The organism is Xanthomonas sp. NCPPB 3200, from assembly GCF_056393585.1.
Genome location: NZ_CM150785.1, coordinates 1,011,892 through 1,024,976, shown reverse-complemented (window position 1 = coordinate 1,024,976; position 13,085 = coordinate 1,011,892). Strand labels below are relative to the sequence as shown.

The window sequence follows — 13,085 nt, the reverse complement described above, 5'->3', positions numbered from 1 at the left end:
TTCGATGCTCCCGTCGCTCGCGCTGGTGCCAGGCGAGCCGGCCGGGATCGGGCCGGAACTGTGCGTCCGGCTCGCCCGGCGGCCGCGCTCGGATGCCCACCTGATCGCCTACGCCGATCCGGACACCCTGCACAGCGCCGCAAAGGCGCTGTCTTTGTCTGTACGGCTGCTCGATCCGGACCAGCGCGCCCGCGCGCCCGGCGACCTGCCGCTGCATCCGATCCGCCAGGCCGTGCCGACCCGTTTCGGCACCGCGGACCCTGCCAATGCGGCGGCGGTCATTGCCGGCCTGCGTGGCGCCGCCGGCGACTGCCTGTCCGGCAAGTTGCAGGGCATCGTCACCGGCCCGGTGCACAAGGCGGTGATCAATGCCGGTGGCATTCCCTACACCGGCACCACCGAGCTGCTGGCCGAGCAGGCGGGCTGCCCGGTGGTGATGATGCTGGCCAATGCCATCGTGCGTGTCGCCCTGGTGACCACCCATTTGCCGCTGCGCGCAGTGGCCGATGCGATCACTGCTGAGGCCGTGACGCGCTGCCTGCGCATCACCGACGCCGCGATGCGACGCGACTTCGGCCTGGAACGCCCGCGCATCGCGGTGCTTGGCCTCAACCCGCATGCCGGCGAAGACGGGCACCTGGGCCGGGAGGAACTGGACGTCATCATCCCGGTACTGGAGCAGCTCCGCGGCGACGGCATGCAGCTGATCGGCCCGCTGCCGGCCGATACCGCATTTTTGCCGCAGAAGCTCACCGGCTTCGATGCGGTGGTGGCGATGTATCACGACCAGGGCCTGCCGGTGCTCAAGTACAGCGGCTTCGAGCAGGCGGTCAACATCACGCTCGGCCTGCCCTATCCGCGCGTGGCGGTCGATCACGGCACCGCGCTGGAGCTGGCCGGGCGCGGTATCGCCGACCCGTCCAGCCTGATGGCGGCGACCGAGCTATGCGCGCGCCTGGCCGCACGCGGCTGAGCGAGGCCTGATTGCCAACAATCGACGGGGCACAGCGTGCACGCAGCCCGTCTGGCGTGCCGGCCATGCGCAGAACCGGCACCGCGTGCAGGCGCTGCCACGTTAAACTGCGCACATGAATCATTCTTTCAGCGCACCGGCCAAGAAGTCGCTTGGCCAGCACTTTCTTGCCGACCGGTATTACATCGACCGCATCGTGCAGGCAGTGGACCCGCGCGCCGGCCAGCACCTGGTCGAAATCGGTCCTGGTCAGGGCGCGATCACCTTTCCGCTGCTGCGCAAGCACGGCGCACTGACCGTGATCGAATTCGACCGCGACCTGATCGCACCACTGACCTACGCGGCCGCACCGATCGGCGCGCTGAGCATCATCCATCGCGATGTGCTCAGTGTGGATTTCACTGCACTGGCCGATGGCACGCCGATCCGGCTGGTCGGCAACCTGCCCTACAACATCTCCTCGCCGATCCTGTTCCATGCGCTGGACCATGCCGGTGCGGTAGCCGACATGCACTTCATGCTGCAAAAGGAAGTGGTCGACCGCATGGCCGCCGGCCCCGGCAGCAAGGTGTACGGGCGCTTGAGCGTGATGCTGCAGGCGTATTGCGAGGTCACCGCGCTGTTCGTGGTGCCGCCGGGCGCATTCCGGCCGCCGCCGAAGGTGGACTCGGCGGTGGTACGGCTGGTGCCGCGCGATCCGGCCACGGTGCAGATCAGGGATCGGCGGCGCTTTGCCGACGTGGTGCGCGCCGGCTTCGGCCAGCGTCGCAAGACCCTGCGCAATGCCTTGTCCAACGTCTGCGAGCCCGCCCACTTCGAGGCCGCGCAGGTGCGTCCGGATGCTCGCGCAGAACAACTCGAGGTCGCGGATTTCATCCGCCTGGCCAATGTCGAGCCGGCTTGAGCGCCGCTCCCACACGGTTTTATTTAGACTTTCCGCATGCACGATGATCCGCGCTACCGGGTCGAGGTCGAGGTGTCGCCCCGCTTCCTCGCCCATCAATCGACCCCCGACGAAGGCCGCTATGCCTTCGCCTACAGCATCCGCATCCAGAACGCGGGGGCCGTGCCTGCGCGCCTGATCGCGCGCCATTGGCAGATCACCGACGCCAACGGACGCACCGAACGGGTGGATGGCGAAGGCGTGGTCGGCGAACAGCCCTGGCTGCGTCCCGGCGAGGCGTTCAGTTACACCTCCGGCGTGCTGCTGGAGACCGAGCAGGGACAGATGCAAGGTCATTACGACATGGTGGCCGACGATGGCACCGAATTCACCGCCCCGATCGCCGCCTTCGTGCTGAGCGTACCCAGGACGCTGCACTGATGGATGCTGGACTGATGGAGCGCACGCGATGAGCGTCTGGGCAATTGGCGACCTGCAGGGGTGTTACGACATCACCCAGCGCCTGCTGGAAAAAATCAACTTCGACCCCGCGCAGGACACCCTGTGGTTCTGTGGCGACCTGGTCAACCGTGGCGGTCAATCGCTGGAAACGCTGCGCCTGGTGCATTCGCTGCGCGCGCACAGCGTGGTGGTGCTGGGCAACCATGACCTGTCGCTGCTGGCGATCGGCGCGCGTTCGGAAGAGGAACAACGCAAGGTCAACCCGGATCTGCTCCGCATCGTGCTGGCCGAGGACCGCGACCTGCTGCTCGACTGGCTACGGATGCAGAAGCTGGCCCATGTGGACCGCGAACTGGGCTGGATGATGATCCATGCCGGGCTGGCACCGAAATGGACCACGCAGATGGCCGAGAAACATGCGCGCGAGGTCGAGCAGCAACTGCAGGGCGGCGGCTATCGCAAACTGCTGCGCAACATGTACGGCGATCAGCCGGGCTGGTCGCCGGGCCTGAGCGGGTACGACCGCAGCCGCGCAATCATCAACCTGTTCACGCGCATGCGCTATTGCACCCCGCGCGGGCGCATTGCCACCGACGACAAGGGCACGCCGGGTACCCAGGCGCAGGGCCTGTATCCCTGGTTCGAAGTACCGGGCCGGGTCGAGCGCGATCTCAAGATCGTCTGTGGGCACTGGTCCGCACTCGGGCTGACCATCACCCAGGGCGTGCACGCCATCGATACCGGTGCGGTATGGGGCGGCAAACTCACCGCCTTGCAGCTGGATACCGACGAACTGCGCGTGGTGCAGGTGCCGGGAATCCCGATCACGCAGCCGCCGAAGACCGCACAGCGCAGCCGGCCACCGCGCCGCCGGCAACGCCAGCGTGGCGGTGGCGGAGACAATGCGAACGCGAGCGCCGGTTCGACCGCTCCCAGTGCTGCTCCGCCCGCTCCCGCTGCGGACTAGTTAACGGGCGTGGTCGGCGCACTGGTTGCAGCATGCCGAGGTGATGCCTCGGCGATTGCAAATCAGCCTGATCATGTATCCGCTACGCGACTGGCACGCTTGCACATTGGGCCTTTCGGCACGCGAGCGCATCGATTTGCATCGCCGTCTCGAAACCGCGGACTGCATGCCCTCGGCAACACCGTCGTGCATGCGCGGCTAAGTGAGCTCAGCGCCGCTGATAGTCCACGTAATCGAATGCAAAGGCATGGCGCGCATCGGCCGCATGCGACTCGCGTTGCACCGGCTCCCACACGGCCGGGTCGATCGGCGGAAAGTAGGTGTCGGCCCGTTCCACGGTGGTGTCCACTTCGGTGACGGCCAGCAGGTCCGCACGCTCCATGCTCAGGCGATAGACCTCACCGCCACCGATTATGCACAGCTCCTGTGCACCGGCCGCCTCGGCCTGCGCAATCGCCTCATCGAGCGACGCCACCGCCTGCATGTCCGCGAACGGCACCTGCCCCGAACGCGTCAGCACCAGGTTCACTCGCCCCGGCAAGGCACGCCCCAGCGACTGCGCGGTCTTGCGCCCCATCAGGATCGGCTTGCCCAAGGTCAGCGCCTTGAAGCGCTTGAGATCGTCGGGCAACTTCCACGGCAATTCGTTGTCGCGGCCGATGGCATTGTTGCGGTCGAAGGCGACGATCAGGATAAGTTTCATGCAGCGGACGATATCCCTTCGAACATCAAATCAATGTGTGGCATCACTCGCCAGCCAAGCGATGCTCACACCGCCACCGGCGCCTTGATCGCCGGATGCGGGTCGTAGCCCTCGATGGCGATGTCCTCGAAGCGGAACGCGAACAGGTCGGTCACGGCGGGATTCAGGCGCAGGCGCGGCAGCGCGCGCGGTGTGCGGGTCAGTTGCTCGCGCGCCTGCGCGAAGTGATTCGAATACAGGTGCGCATCGCCCAGCGTGTGCACGAAATCGCCCACGCCCAGGCCGGTGGCCTGCGCCACCATATGCGTCAGCAGTGCATAGCTGGCGATATTGAACGGCACGCCGAGAAAGATGTCGCCGCTGCGCTGATACAGCTGGCAGCTGAGCTTGCCGTTCACCACATAAAACTGGAACAGGCTGTGGCACGGCATCAAGGCCATCTGCGGCAGCTCGCCGACATTCCAGGCGCTGATCACCAGCCGGCGCGAATCCGGGTTGCGCTTGATCTCGTCCACCAGCCATTGCATCTGGTCGATCTCGACGCCGTCCGGGCCGGTCCAGCGCCGCCACTGCTTGCCGTACACCGGGCCGAGATCGCCGTTGTCGTCGGCCCATTCGTCCCAGATGCGGACCTGGTGGTCCTTGAGATAGCCGATGTTGGTGTCGCCCTGCAGGAACCACAGCAGCTCATGGATGATCGAGCGCAGGTGCAGCTTCTTGGTGGTGACCAGCGGAAAGCCATCGTTGAGGTCGAAGCGCATCTGCCAGCCGAACACGCTGCGCGTGCCGGTACCGGTGCGGTCGGACTTCTCGGCGCCGTGTTCCAGCACATGCTGCAGCAGGTCCAGATAGGGCTTCACTTGGCCGCCTCCGCGCCCGCGGTCTGCGCCAGCATCGGCTGCAGCACTGGCGCGCGGCGCGACATCGCCAGCAACACCAGGCCGCCGATGATCAACGGCAGGCTCAGGATCTGCCCCATCGTCAGCCAGTTGAAGGCCAGGTAGCCGATCGGTGCGTCCGGCACGCGCACGAATTCCACGATGAAACGGAACACGCCGTACAGCAGCGCGAACATCCCCGACACCGCATAGCGTGCGCGCGGCTTCATCGAGAAGGTCCACAGCACCACGAACATCACCACCCCTTCCAGCGCCGCCTCGTAGAGCTGCGAAGGATGCCGCGCGAACTGGTTCAACGCACCGGCGGCGTACTGCGCCTGGAGTTCTGCCGGCAACTTGCCGGCCAGTTCCGGTGCAAGCGGGAAGATCACGCCCCAGCCGGCATCGGTGAACTTGCCCCACAGCTCGCCGCCGACGAAATTGCCGAGCCTCCCGAAGCCCAGGCCCAGCGGCACCAGCGGTGCCACGAAATCCATCACGTCGAAGAAGTGCAGCCGGTGCTTGCGCGCCCACAGCCCGCAGGCGATCAGCACGCCCAGCAGGCCGCCGTGGAAGCTCATGCCGCCCTGCCACACCTTGAACAGGATCAACGGGTTGGACAGCAGGCTGTCGAACGCATAGAACAGCATGTAGCCGATGCGCCCGCCCAGCACCACGCCGAGCATGCCGTAGAACAACAGGTCGGAAAATCCGTCCATGTCCACGCCCGGCAGGCGGCCGCGCAGGATGCGCGAGCGTCCCAGTGCCCAGGCAGAGAAGAACGCGGCCAGGTACATCAACCCGTACCAGTGCACCTGAACCGGTCCAAGCGAGAAGGCGATGGGGTCGATGGCGTGCAGATAGATCATGCGGACCGCGGATCACGAAAAAGCGAGGCGTCTATTCTGACACCTCGCACGCGTTCAGCCTAAGAGCTGGGGACGATCGGGCAGCTCATCTTCATGCTGGGAGCCGGCAGCGGCAGGAAAATGCTCGGTCAACAGCTCGGTTACCGCCTCGATCCCGGCCAGCACCGCCGCCTCGTGCTCGCCCTCGCGCAGGAATTGCTGCATGCGCCGGCACACCTCTGCCCACTGCGCCTCCGGCACCCGGCTGCGCAGCCCACGGTCGGCGACCACTTCGATAGCGTGGTCGGCCAGCAGCAGATACAGCAGCACCCCGTTGTTGGCTTCGGTGTCCCAGGTGCGCAATTGCGCGAAGGCCTGCTCGGCACGCTGGCGCGCGGTGTGCCCGCGCCATAGCGCGTCCAGCGGCAGGTCGGCTTCCACCGCCACCATGACCTGGCCGGTATGGGTGCGCTCGCTGGCGGCAACCGCCGCGGCGATCGCGTCCATGCAGCCGGCCGGGAAACTGCGCTGCGCCGAGGGCGCGAAGACATGCCTGAGCCACCGCATTACCAGCTCCCCGAGGCGCCACCGCCTCCCGATGATCCGCCACCACCACCCCAGCCGCCGCCGCCGAAACCGCCGCGGCCACCGCCTCCAAAGCCACCGAATCCGCCACCGCCCCACCCACCGCCGCCGACAAAGCGCCCCGGCGAACCGGACGCCAGGCCTGCCAGCAGCCCGATCACCGCAGCGCCGGCGCTGGCGAACAGCAGCGAGGTAAACAGCAAGGCGGCGCCACCGGCGGCGACGCCGGTCAGCAGCGCGCGCAGCGGCCGTGGCAAGGCACCAAGAATGCCGCGCGCCACCATCGCGACCACAAAACCGATGAACAAGGCCATGATCCAGCCGCCGCCACCCGAGCCATTGCCCGCGCCGCCATCGGCGTGCCCGCTGACCGGCGCGGGCAAGGCCTCGCCCTCGATCAGGCCGGCCAGCGTCGCAGTCGCCGCACTGATGCCACCGGCGTAGTCGCCCTCACGGAAGCGCGGCGCCAGATACTCCTGGATGATGCGGTTGGCCGTGATGTCGGGGATCGCACCTTCCAGGCCGTAGCCGGGCTGGATCCGCACCCGGCGGTCGTCCTTGGCCACCAGCAGCAACACCCCGTCGTCCACGCCCTTGCGGCCGATCTTCCACTGGTCGAACACGCGCTGGGTGTACTGCTCGATCGCCTCCGGCTGCGTGGTCGGCACGATCAGGACCTGCAACTGCGCGCCCTTGCGCTGCTGCAAGGCCAGGGCCTGCTGCTCGAGTTGCTGGATCTGCGTGGCGTCCAATGTGCCGGTGGTATCGACCACCGGCGAGCGCAGTGGCGGAATGGCTGCCAGATCCTGCGCCAGCAGCGAGGCCGGCAACAGCAACAGCGCCAACATCCAGAACACCCGCGTGTAGTTCTTCCGCATTCGCAACTCCTGGCTGATTAGCACTGACACTTCATCGGCACTGGTACTTGGCTGATCCTTCTCCATGCGGGAGAAGCTGCCCCGAAGGGGCGGATGAGGATGCGAGCGAAGCCTCGTGTGAATGAATAACGCACAGGTTTCGCCTAGTACCCTCCCCCGCACCGCGCCCTAGCCCTCGCTAGCAGCGTGGGCGCTCAAAGGCACGTGCGCCAGCGGCGCGCAAGCCGTGCCTTATCGCCCCAAGGCAGAGAGCTTGATGTGCCGCTCCTGAAAGTTGGCATTGATCCAACTGGCGATCGATGGGTTGCCATCGCAAACCTAACGATCGCCTCGACATGCCGTGCTGCACATTGCGCAGTATTTGGTACTGCGCAAATTCATGTATTTACTGCGCTGGCTGCGCGGGCTGCTGCGGCGTCTGCTGATTGCCGAAATCCACCTGCGGTGCGCGCGAAATCTGCGCTTCGTTTTCGACGCTGAAATTGGGCTTGGGCTGGTAGCCGAAGATCTTGGCGGTGATCACCTGCGGGAACGAACGGATGTAGGTGTTGTACTCCTGCACCGTCTGGATGTAGCGACCCCGCGCCACGGTGATGCGGTTCTCGGTGCCTTCCAGCTGCACCTGCAGATCGCGGAACGACTGGTCGGATTTCAGCTGCGGATAGTTTTCGCTGACCACCAACAGGCGCGACAGTGCGCTGCCGAGTTCGCCCTGCGCCTGCTGGAACTGCTTGAGCGAGGCTTCGTCGTCGGCATTGACCTGGATCTGCCCGACCCGCGAGCGCGCATTGGTCACCTCGGTCAGCACCTGGCGCTCCTGCTGGGCATAGCCCTGCACGGTGCGCACCAGATTGGGAATCAGGTCGGCGCGCCGCTGATATTGATTCAGCACCTCCGACCAACCTGCCTTGACGCCTTCTTCCTTCTGCTGGATCGCGTTGTAGCCGCAACCGGACAGCGAGACGGTCAGGATCAGCAACACCAGGGCGCGAATCAGGACGGGCATGCAGGCGATTCCGTTGAAAGAGAGCCGCAGCATGCCACGCGGCGAGTCAAGCCGGCATGCACGCGTGCGCCTGGCAGGCGATTCGGCCAGGCAAGATGACGCCCGGCCATCGGCAGAAGCAGTCGCTGCATGCCGCGTGACAGGTTGATACGTCAGCTGGCGCGATCCGGTGCGTCCCATCGCAACGAAGGTCTCCATGCACCTGCCAATCCAGTCGCCTACAGAAGCCGATTGGCAGCTGCGCGTCGCGCAGCCCACACTCTTCAGAGCAAGCGCGGCAGCAGGATCAGTCCCCAGCACAGCAGCACATTGATCAGCAGCAGGAACACCGCAGCCGAGCCCATGTCCTTGGCGCGGCCGGCCAGCACGTGGTGCTCGGGGCCGTAACGTTCGATCACCGCCTCGATGGCCGAGTTCAGCAGTTCGGCGGCCAGCACGATCAGCAACGGCGCGATCAGCGCAATGCGTTCCAGGCCGGACTGGCCAAGCCACAGCCCCAGCGGCAGCAGCACTACCGCCAGGCATACCTCCAGCCGAAACGAGGATTCGTGCAGCCATGCCGCGCGCAGGCCCTGCCATGACCAGACCGCTGCCTTGAGCATGCGGCGCGGACCGCGTGGCACGTGTCCCAGTTGATCGGCCATGCGTCAGTGCTTCCGGCCGCAAGGGCATATCTGGGGACGGCTCGAACGCATGGCGTGGTCACTGCTGGGGAAAGTGCGAATCTTGCACCGTCGTGCAGCGCGCCGCCAGGGCGTGACCAGGTGCCGCAACAGCTGGCGTTGGGCCTGCAAGGCCGTCAGATGCTGCCGCATGGCGCAGTCTTTTCCACATTGCCGGTGCAGGCCCGGCGGCAGGCTCTGCGAGCAACCCGTGGCAGGCGCTGGACGCCCGCCGGTTTGCCCTCGGCTTCCAGCCTGTCGCACCATGGTGGTCCGCTTCACTGTCGCAGGTTCTTTCGCATGACCAAACATCCCTTGCGCACGCTGCTGTGCGCGCTTGCCTTGTTGTCCGGCCACGTCCACGCCGCCGCCCCGCACACCGCGCCACAGATACCGGCGCAGGTGTCCAACGCCGCCTGGGAAGACGACATGCGGCGCTTTTCCGACAGTGATGCGCAACAACCGCCGCCCAAGCACGGCATCGTCTTCGTCGGCAGTTCGTCGATCCGTTTCTGGGACACGCTGGCCCAGGATTTCCCCGGCATGCCGGTGATCAATCGCGGCTTCGGCGGTTCGGAGGTGCGCGACAGCACCTGGTACGCCGACCGCATCGTGATCCCGTATGCGCCACGCCAGGTGGTGCTGTATGCCGGCGACAACGATCTCAACAGCGGCCGCACGCCGCAGCAGGTGCGCGACGACGTGCTGGCATTCGTGCAGCGCATCCGCCGTGATCTGCCCACCGCGCGCATCAGCTATCTGTCGATCAAACCCAGCCCGTCGCGCGCGCATCTGCTGCCTTCGATCGTCACTGCCAACCGCCTGATCAAGGACGCACTCGCGCCGCTGCCGCACGTGGACTACGTGGACGTCTACACGCCGATGCTCGACGCCGACGGCAAACCGCGCGCCGAGCTGTTTCGCCAGGACATGCTGCATATGACCGCCGATGGCTACGCCATCTGGCGCAAGGCGATGGCCCCGGTGTTGGAGCAGAAGTAGCGCCCTGCAGGTCGATCTGGCGAGGCGCTTGCCAGATCGGTCGATCAATTGCGGCAAGCGATCCCGCAGATGCAGCTGGCGTCTGCGGTGGATCAGCGAGGCGGACAGCCTCATGCTACGCGGTGGAAATAGCTGCGTCGTCAATCGCAAACGGCGCCCCAGGCGCATGCAGCGCGTCTGCCTCATTAGCAGACGGTCCCAAACCAGCCAAACCTTATCGATCAGTGCTGCGGGCGCTCCCCCGCGGCAACGGATGGCGACAGACCGCGCGAGCCAAGACTATCGTTAACTCAGGCCACCACCACCGCAACCGAGGTGCCGACACCGGACTCGCTATGCAGCTCGATCCGCCAACCGAAGCGATCGCACAGCCGGCGCACGATCGACAGGCCCAGACCGGTGCCCTGCGGGCGGGTGGGATCGGCGCGGAAGAACGGCTCGAATGCGCGCGCGCGCGCTTCCTCGCTCATGCCGATGCCGGTATCGCGCACGATGATGCGGTCCTGGGTGACTTCCACCTCGATGCTGCCGGTGTCGGTGTAGGCGCAGGCATTGCGCAGCAGGTTGCTGAGCACCACGCGCATCACCCGCGGCGGGGCGAACATCTGCAGGCTGCGGTCGCCAACCATCGTCAGGGACACCGGCTTGTCGCCCAGCAGTTCGCGGGCGCTGTCGACTTCCTCGCTGGCCAGTTCGGCGGCATCGAAGGTTTCGCTTTGCGGGTCGATCTCGGCCTCGCGCGCCAGGATCAGGAAGGCGTCGATCACCGCTTCCATGTCGCGGCCGGCACGCTGGATCCGGCGCAGGCTGCGCTGGGTGCGCTGCGACAGTTCGTCGTCGGCCAGCGCCATGTCGCTGGCCACCCGGATCACCGTCAACGGTGTGCGCAGCTCATGGCTGGCATCGCGGGTGAAATTGCGCTCGCGTGCGACATGGTCGCTGACCCTCTGCCCCAGCGCATGCAGCGCGGCGGCCAATTGCCGCGTCTCACCCTGCAGATCGGCAGGCAACCGCTCCGGCGCCAGTTCGTCGACATCGGGATTGCGCGGATCCCACTGCGACACGCGCCGCGCCAGCCAGCTGATCGGCGAGACCAGCCGCTTGGAAATCCGGTAGGTCACCCAGAACACGCCATAGATCGCCAGCAGCACCAGCATCGCCGGCACCACCCCGAACCAGAGTGTCAGGTGCGCCGCGCGCGAGCGTGGGAACACCAGGTACAAGCGCCCTTCCGGACGTTGGTCGACATACACCAGGGCGTCGGCGGCGGCCACTTCACTGAAGCCCGGCGACAACTGCCGCAACGCCGCGGGCGCGGGATCGCGGCCCTGGCCGGAAGGGGAAAAATAACCCTGGATGTTGCGTGTATTCGGCGGCGGATTGCTCGGCGCGCTCTTGTGCAGGCGCCAGAAATGCACTGCCTCGTCGGCAAGCACGGTGCGCACCAGGCTGTACTTGATCACGAAGGACAGCAGATAGCCGCCCAGCACGATCGCCAGGCTCGCCAGGGCGACCTGCAGCAGGAAGGCGAGACGTATTTTTCGTGGAAGCCCGTGCGGCATTGCTGCATCCAGGGGAGAGCGCCGGATTATAGGCAACGCTTCCGTAAGCCCGTCGTGCAGCCAGACGGCATCACGCGGAAGCGACAGGCGCGTGGGCGCCTAAAGGAGGTGACCGGCCGCCAGAACGGCGGCCGGCCGGTAACATCAGGCCATCGGCTGGGCGATGTCGGCGATGCGATAGCCGGCGCTCTGCACGGTGTGCAGCAACGGACGGTCGAACGGCTTGTCGATGATCTTGCGCAGGTTGTACAGATGGCTGCGCAGGGTGTCCGAATCCGGCAACCCGTTGCCCCAGATCTCGCGCTCGATTTCCTGGCGGGTGACCACCCGCGGCGACTCGCGCATCAGGATGGTGAGCAGGCGCAGGCCGATCGGCGAGAGCTGCAGCTCGGTGCCGGCGCGGGTGGCGCGCATGCTGACCGGATCGAGCACCAGGTCGGCGACCTTGAGCACTTCCGAGCCGACCTGGCGGCGCTCGCGGCGGATCAGGGCACGCAGGCGCGCTTCCAGTTCCTGGATAGCAAACGGCTTGGTCAGGTAGTCGTCGGCACCGAAACCCAGGCCGGTGAGCTTGTCGTCCAGCGTGTCGCGGGCGGTCAGCATCAGTACCGGGGTGGACTTGCGTGCGTCGTTACGCAGGCGGCGACACACTTCGATGCCGTCCAGACGTGGCAGCATGAGATCCAGCACGACCACGTCGTAGCTGTTCTCGGCGGCCAGACGGTAGCCGTCGAGTCCGTCCTGCGCATAGTCGACCTCGAAGCCACGGCCTTCCAGGTACTCGCCGATCATTTCAGAGATATTGCGGTTGTCTTCGACGACCAGCACGAGGCCGGACGTTTCCTTGGTCTGACGCATGGACTTTCCTCGGTCTTCAGCTTTGTGAAACATGCCGGATCAGCAGTGGAAAGGGCGTGAAGACCAACTAACGTTCTGTGGCGGCGCGCGGTGGCCGCCGGTTGTCAGCGCCCGAGCAACGGACGCAGCGCCGGCCACACCGTTTCTAGCACCCTGGGCTGGGCAGCGGCAGTGGGATGCAGGCCGTCCGCCTGCATCAGGCCTGGCTGCAGCGCGACCTTTTCCAGGAAAAACGGCACCAAGGCGGTCTTGTACTGCCTGGACAGGTCGGCGTAGCTCGCCTTCAGGCGCTCGCGGTAGGCGGGGCCGTAGTTGGGCGGCACATCGATGCCCAGCAGCAACACCTTCGCGCCGGCCTGCTGGCTGAGCTGGATCATCTTTTCCAGGTTGCCCTTGAGCTGGGCCGGGGTCAGGCCGCGCAGCGCATCGTTGCCTCCGAGTTCGATCACCACCACGCCGGGGCGGTGCTTCTGCAGCAGGCCGGGCAGCCGCGTCAGCGCACCGGAGGTGGTTTCGCCGCTGATGCTGGCATTGACGACCGCCGGTGGCGTCGCCATGTCACGCTTGAGGCGTTGGTCCAGCAGGGTGACCCAGCCGGACTGCACCGGGATGTTGTGCGCAGCGCTCAGGCTGTCGCCGACCACCAGGATCGGTGCGGTCGCCACCGGACTTTTGGCAGAGGCAATTCCCGGCGCAAGCAGGGACAGTGTCAGCAGCCACAGGACCAGCGCGCCATATCGCAGTGTTCTTTCACGCATTCGGAGATTCCTCATCGACAGTCTGGCCCCCCGCTCCAGCACCCGCACCGCCATCGACGT

Annotated in this window: 15 protein-coding genes; 5 read left to right on the top strand and 10 right to left on the bottom strand. The window is 66.2% G+C overall.

All coding sequences use genetic code 11. From position 1 onward, the window contains the following. Window positions 1-4 precede the first annotated feature (4 nt). The 4 genes from pdxA to AC06DU_RS04280 all read left to right on the top strand — a co-directional run bounded on the left by pdxA (window position 5) and on the right by AC06DU_RS04280 (window position 3,285). Window positions 5-973: a 4-hydroxythreonine-4-phosphate dehydrogenase PdxA gene (gene pdxA / locus AC06DU_RS04295; RefSeq protein WP_478203664.1), complete on the top strand. Its 969-nt coding sequence runs from the start codon at window positions 5-7 to the stop codon at window positions 971-973. Between the two features lie 115 nt (window positions 974-1,088). Further along, a complete protein-coding gene (gene rsmA / locus AC06DU_RS04290; RefSeq protein WP_478203662.1) occupies window positions 1,089-1,877 on the top strand; it encodes a 16S rRNA (adenine(1518)-N(6)/adenine(1519)-N(6))-dimethyltransferase RsmA in 789 nt (262 codons plus the stop codon). A 36-nt stretch (window positions 1,878-1,913) separates the two neighbouring features. Beyond that, window positions 1,914-2,297, top strand: a complete 384-nt coding sequence (gene apaG / locus AC06DU_RS04285; RefSeq protein ID WP_039523655.1) for a Co2+/Mg2+ efflux protein ApaG — start codon at window positions 1,914-1,916, stop codon at window positions 2,295-2,297. A 28-nt stretch (window positions 2,298-2,325) separates the two neighbouring features. Next, window positions 2,326-3,285 carry a symmetrical bis(5'-nucleosyl)-tetraphosphatase gene (locus tag AC06DU_RS04280; protein WP_115510521.1) on the top strand — a complete coding sequence of 320 codons (960 nt, stop codon included), beginning with the start codon at window positions 2,326-2,328 and terminating at the stop codon, window positions 3,283-3,285. A 208-nt stretch (window positions 3,286-3,493) separates the two neighbouring features. Here the strand turns inward: AC06DU_RS04280 and AC06DU_RS04275 are convergent, their stop codons facing one another. The 7 genes from AC06DU_RS04275 to AC06DU_RS04245 all read right to left on the bottom strand — a co-directional run bounded on the left by AC06DU_RS04275 (window position 3,494) and on the right by AC06DU_RS04245 (window position 8,827). Next, on the bottom strand, window positions 3,494-3,988 hold the full coding sequence (locus AC06DU_RS04275) for a dihydrofolate reductase (protein ID WP_478203661.1): 495 nt from the start codon (window positions 3,986-3,988) through the stop codon (window positions 3,494-3,496). Window positions 3,989-4,053: 65 nt separating this feature from the next. After that, a complete protein-coding gene (locus AC06DU_RS04270; RefSeq protein ID WP_039530607.1) occupies window positions 4,054-4,848 on the bottom strand; it encodes a thymidylate synthase in 795 nt (264 codons plus the stop codon). Continuing rightward, on the bottom strand, window positions 4,845-5,735 hold the full coding sequence (gene lgt, locus AC06DU_RS04265; protein WP_478203660.1) for a prolipoprotein diacylglyceryl transferase: 891 nt from the start codon (window positions 5,733-5,735) through the stop codon (window positions 4,845-4,847). The genes AC06DU_RS04270 and lgt overlap by 4 nt, the downstream gene beginning before the upstream one ends. A 54-nt stretch (window positions 5,736-5,789) precedes the next feature. Beyond that, on the bottom strand, window positions 5,790-6,281 hold the full coding sequence (locus AC06DU_RS04260; protein ID WP_024938289.1) for a TPM domain-containing protein: 492 nt from the start codon (window positions 6,279-6,281) through the stop codon (window positions 5,790-5,792). Next, on the bottom strand, window positions 6,281-7,177 hold the full coding sequence (locus AC06DU_RS04255; protein WP_478203659.1) for a TPM domain-containing protein: 897 nt from the start codon (window positions 7,175-7,177) through the stop codon (window positions 6,281-6,283). Before AC06DU_RS04255 ends, AC06DU_RS04260 begins: the two co-directional genes overlap by 1 nt. A gap of 385 nt (window positions 7,178-7,562) precedes the next feature. Then, window positions 7,563-8,183, bottom strand: coding sequence for a LemA family protein (locus AC06DU_RS04250; RefSeq protein WP_478203657.1), 621 nt, complete (start codon window positions 8,181-8,183; stop codon window positions 7,563-7,565). A gap of 263 nt (window positions 8,184-8,446) precedes the next feature. Next, window positions 8,447-8,827, bottom strand: a complete 381-nt coding sequence (locus tag AC06DU_RS04245; protein ID WP_046345747.1) for a diacylglycerol kinase — start codon at window positions 8,825-8,827, stop codon at window positions 8,447-8,449. A gap of 318 nt (window positions 8,828-9,145) precedes the next feature. On the opposite strand from AC06DU_RS04245, the gene AC06DU_RS04240 reads away from it, so the two are divergent. Continuing rightward, the gene (locus AC06DU_RS04240; protein ID WP_478203655.1) at window positions 9,146-9,847 is read left to right on the top strand and encodes an SGNH/GDSL hydrolase family protein; all 702 of its coding nucleotides are present in this window, start codon (window positions 9,146-9,148) and stop codon (window positions 9,845-9,847) included. A gap of 290 nt (window positions 9,848-10,137) precedes the next feature. Here the strand turns inward: AC06DU_RS04240 and AC06DU_RS04235 are convergent, their stop codons facing one another. The 3 genes from AC06DU_RS04235 to AC06DU_RS04225 form a co-directional block, all read right to left on the bottom strand. Further along, on the bottom strand, window positions 10,138-11,409 hold the full coding sequence (locus tag AC06DU_RS04235; protein ID WP_024938294.1) for a sensor histidine kinase: 1,272 nt from the start codon (window positions 11,407-11,409) through the stop codon (window positions 10,138-10,140). Window positions 11,410-11,553: 144 nt separating this feature from the next. After that, a complete protein-coding gene (locus AC06DU_RS04230; RefSeq protein ID WP_002811889.1) occupies window positions 11,554-12,267 on the bottom strand; it encodes a response regulator transcription factor in 714 nt (237 codons plus the stop codon). Between the two features lie 104 nt (window positions 12,268-12,371). Then, a complete protein-coding gene (locus AC06DU_RS04225; protein WP_181106135.1) occupies window positions 12,372-13,040 on the bottom strand; it encodes an arylesterase in 669 nt (222 codons plus the stop codon). Window positions 13,041-13,085 lie beyond the last annotated feature (45 nt).

Excerpts from the sequence above, each read along its gene's own strand:
- pdxA (WP_478203664.1), top strand. The coding sequence starts at position 5 with ATGCTCCCGTCGCTCGCGCTGGTGCCAGGCGAGCCGGCCGGGATCGGG.
- rsmA (WP_478203662.1), top strand. The coding sequence starts at position 1,089 with ATGAATCATTCTTTCAGCGCACCGGCCAAGAAGTCGCTTGGCCAGCAC.
- apaG (WP_039523655.1), top strand. The coding sequence starts at position 1,914 with ATGCACGATGATCCGCGCTACCGGGTCGAGGTCGAGGTGTCGCCCCGC.
- AC06DU_RS04280 (WP_115510521.1), top strand. The coding sequence starts at position 2,326 with ATGAGCGTCTGGGCAATTGGCGACCTGCAGGGGTGTTACGACATCACC.
- AC06DU_RS04275 (WP_478203661.1), bottom strand. The coding sequence starts at position 3,988 with ATGAAACTTATCCTGATCGTCGCCTTCGACCGCAACAATGCCATCGGC.
- lgt (WP_478203660.1), bottom strand. The coding sequence starts at position 5,735 with ATGATCTATCTGCACGCCATCGACCCCATCGCCTTCTCGCTTGGACCG.
- AC06DU_RS04260 (WP_024938289.1), bottom strand. The coding sequence starts at position 6,281 with ATGCGGTGGCTCAGGCATGTCTTCGCGCCCTCGGCGCAGCGCAGTTTC.
- AC06DU_RS04255 (WP_478203659.1), bottom strand. The coding sequence starts at position 7,177 with ATGCGGAAGAACTACACGCGGGTGTTCTGGATGTTGGCGCTGTTGCTG.
- AC06DU_RS04250 (WP_478203657.1), bottom strand. The coding sequence starts at position 8,183 with ATGCCCGTCCTGATTCGCGCCCTGGTGTTGCTGATCCTGACCGTCTCG.
- AC06DU_RS04245 (WP_046345747.1), bottom strand. The coding sequence starts at position 8,827 with ATGGCCGATCAACTGGGACACGTGCCACGCGGTCCGCGCCGCATGCTC.
- AC06DU_RS04240 (WP_478203655.1), top strand. The coding sequence starts at position 9,146 with ATGACCAAACATCCCTTGCGCACGCTGCTGTGCGCGCTTGCCTTGTTG.
- AC06DU_RS04235 (WP_024938294.1), bottom strand. The coding sequence starts at position 11,409 with ATGCCGCACGGGCTTCCACGAAAAATACGTCTCGCCTTCCTGCTGCAG.
- AC06DU_RS04230 (WP_002811889.1), bottom strand. The coding sequence starts at position 12,267 with ATGCGTCAGACCAAGGAAACGTCCGGCCTCGTGCTGGTCGTCGAAGAC.
- AC06DU_RS04225 (WP_181106135.1), bottom strand. The coding sequence starts at position 13,040 with ATGAGGAATCTCCGAATGCGTGAAAGAACACTGCGATATGGCGCGCTG.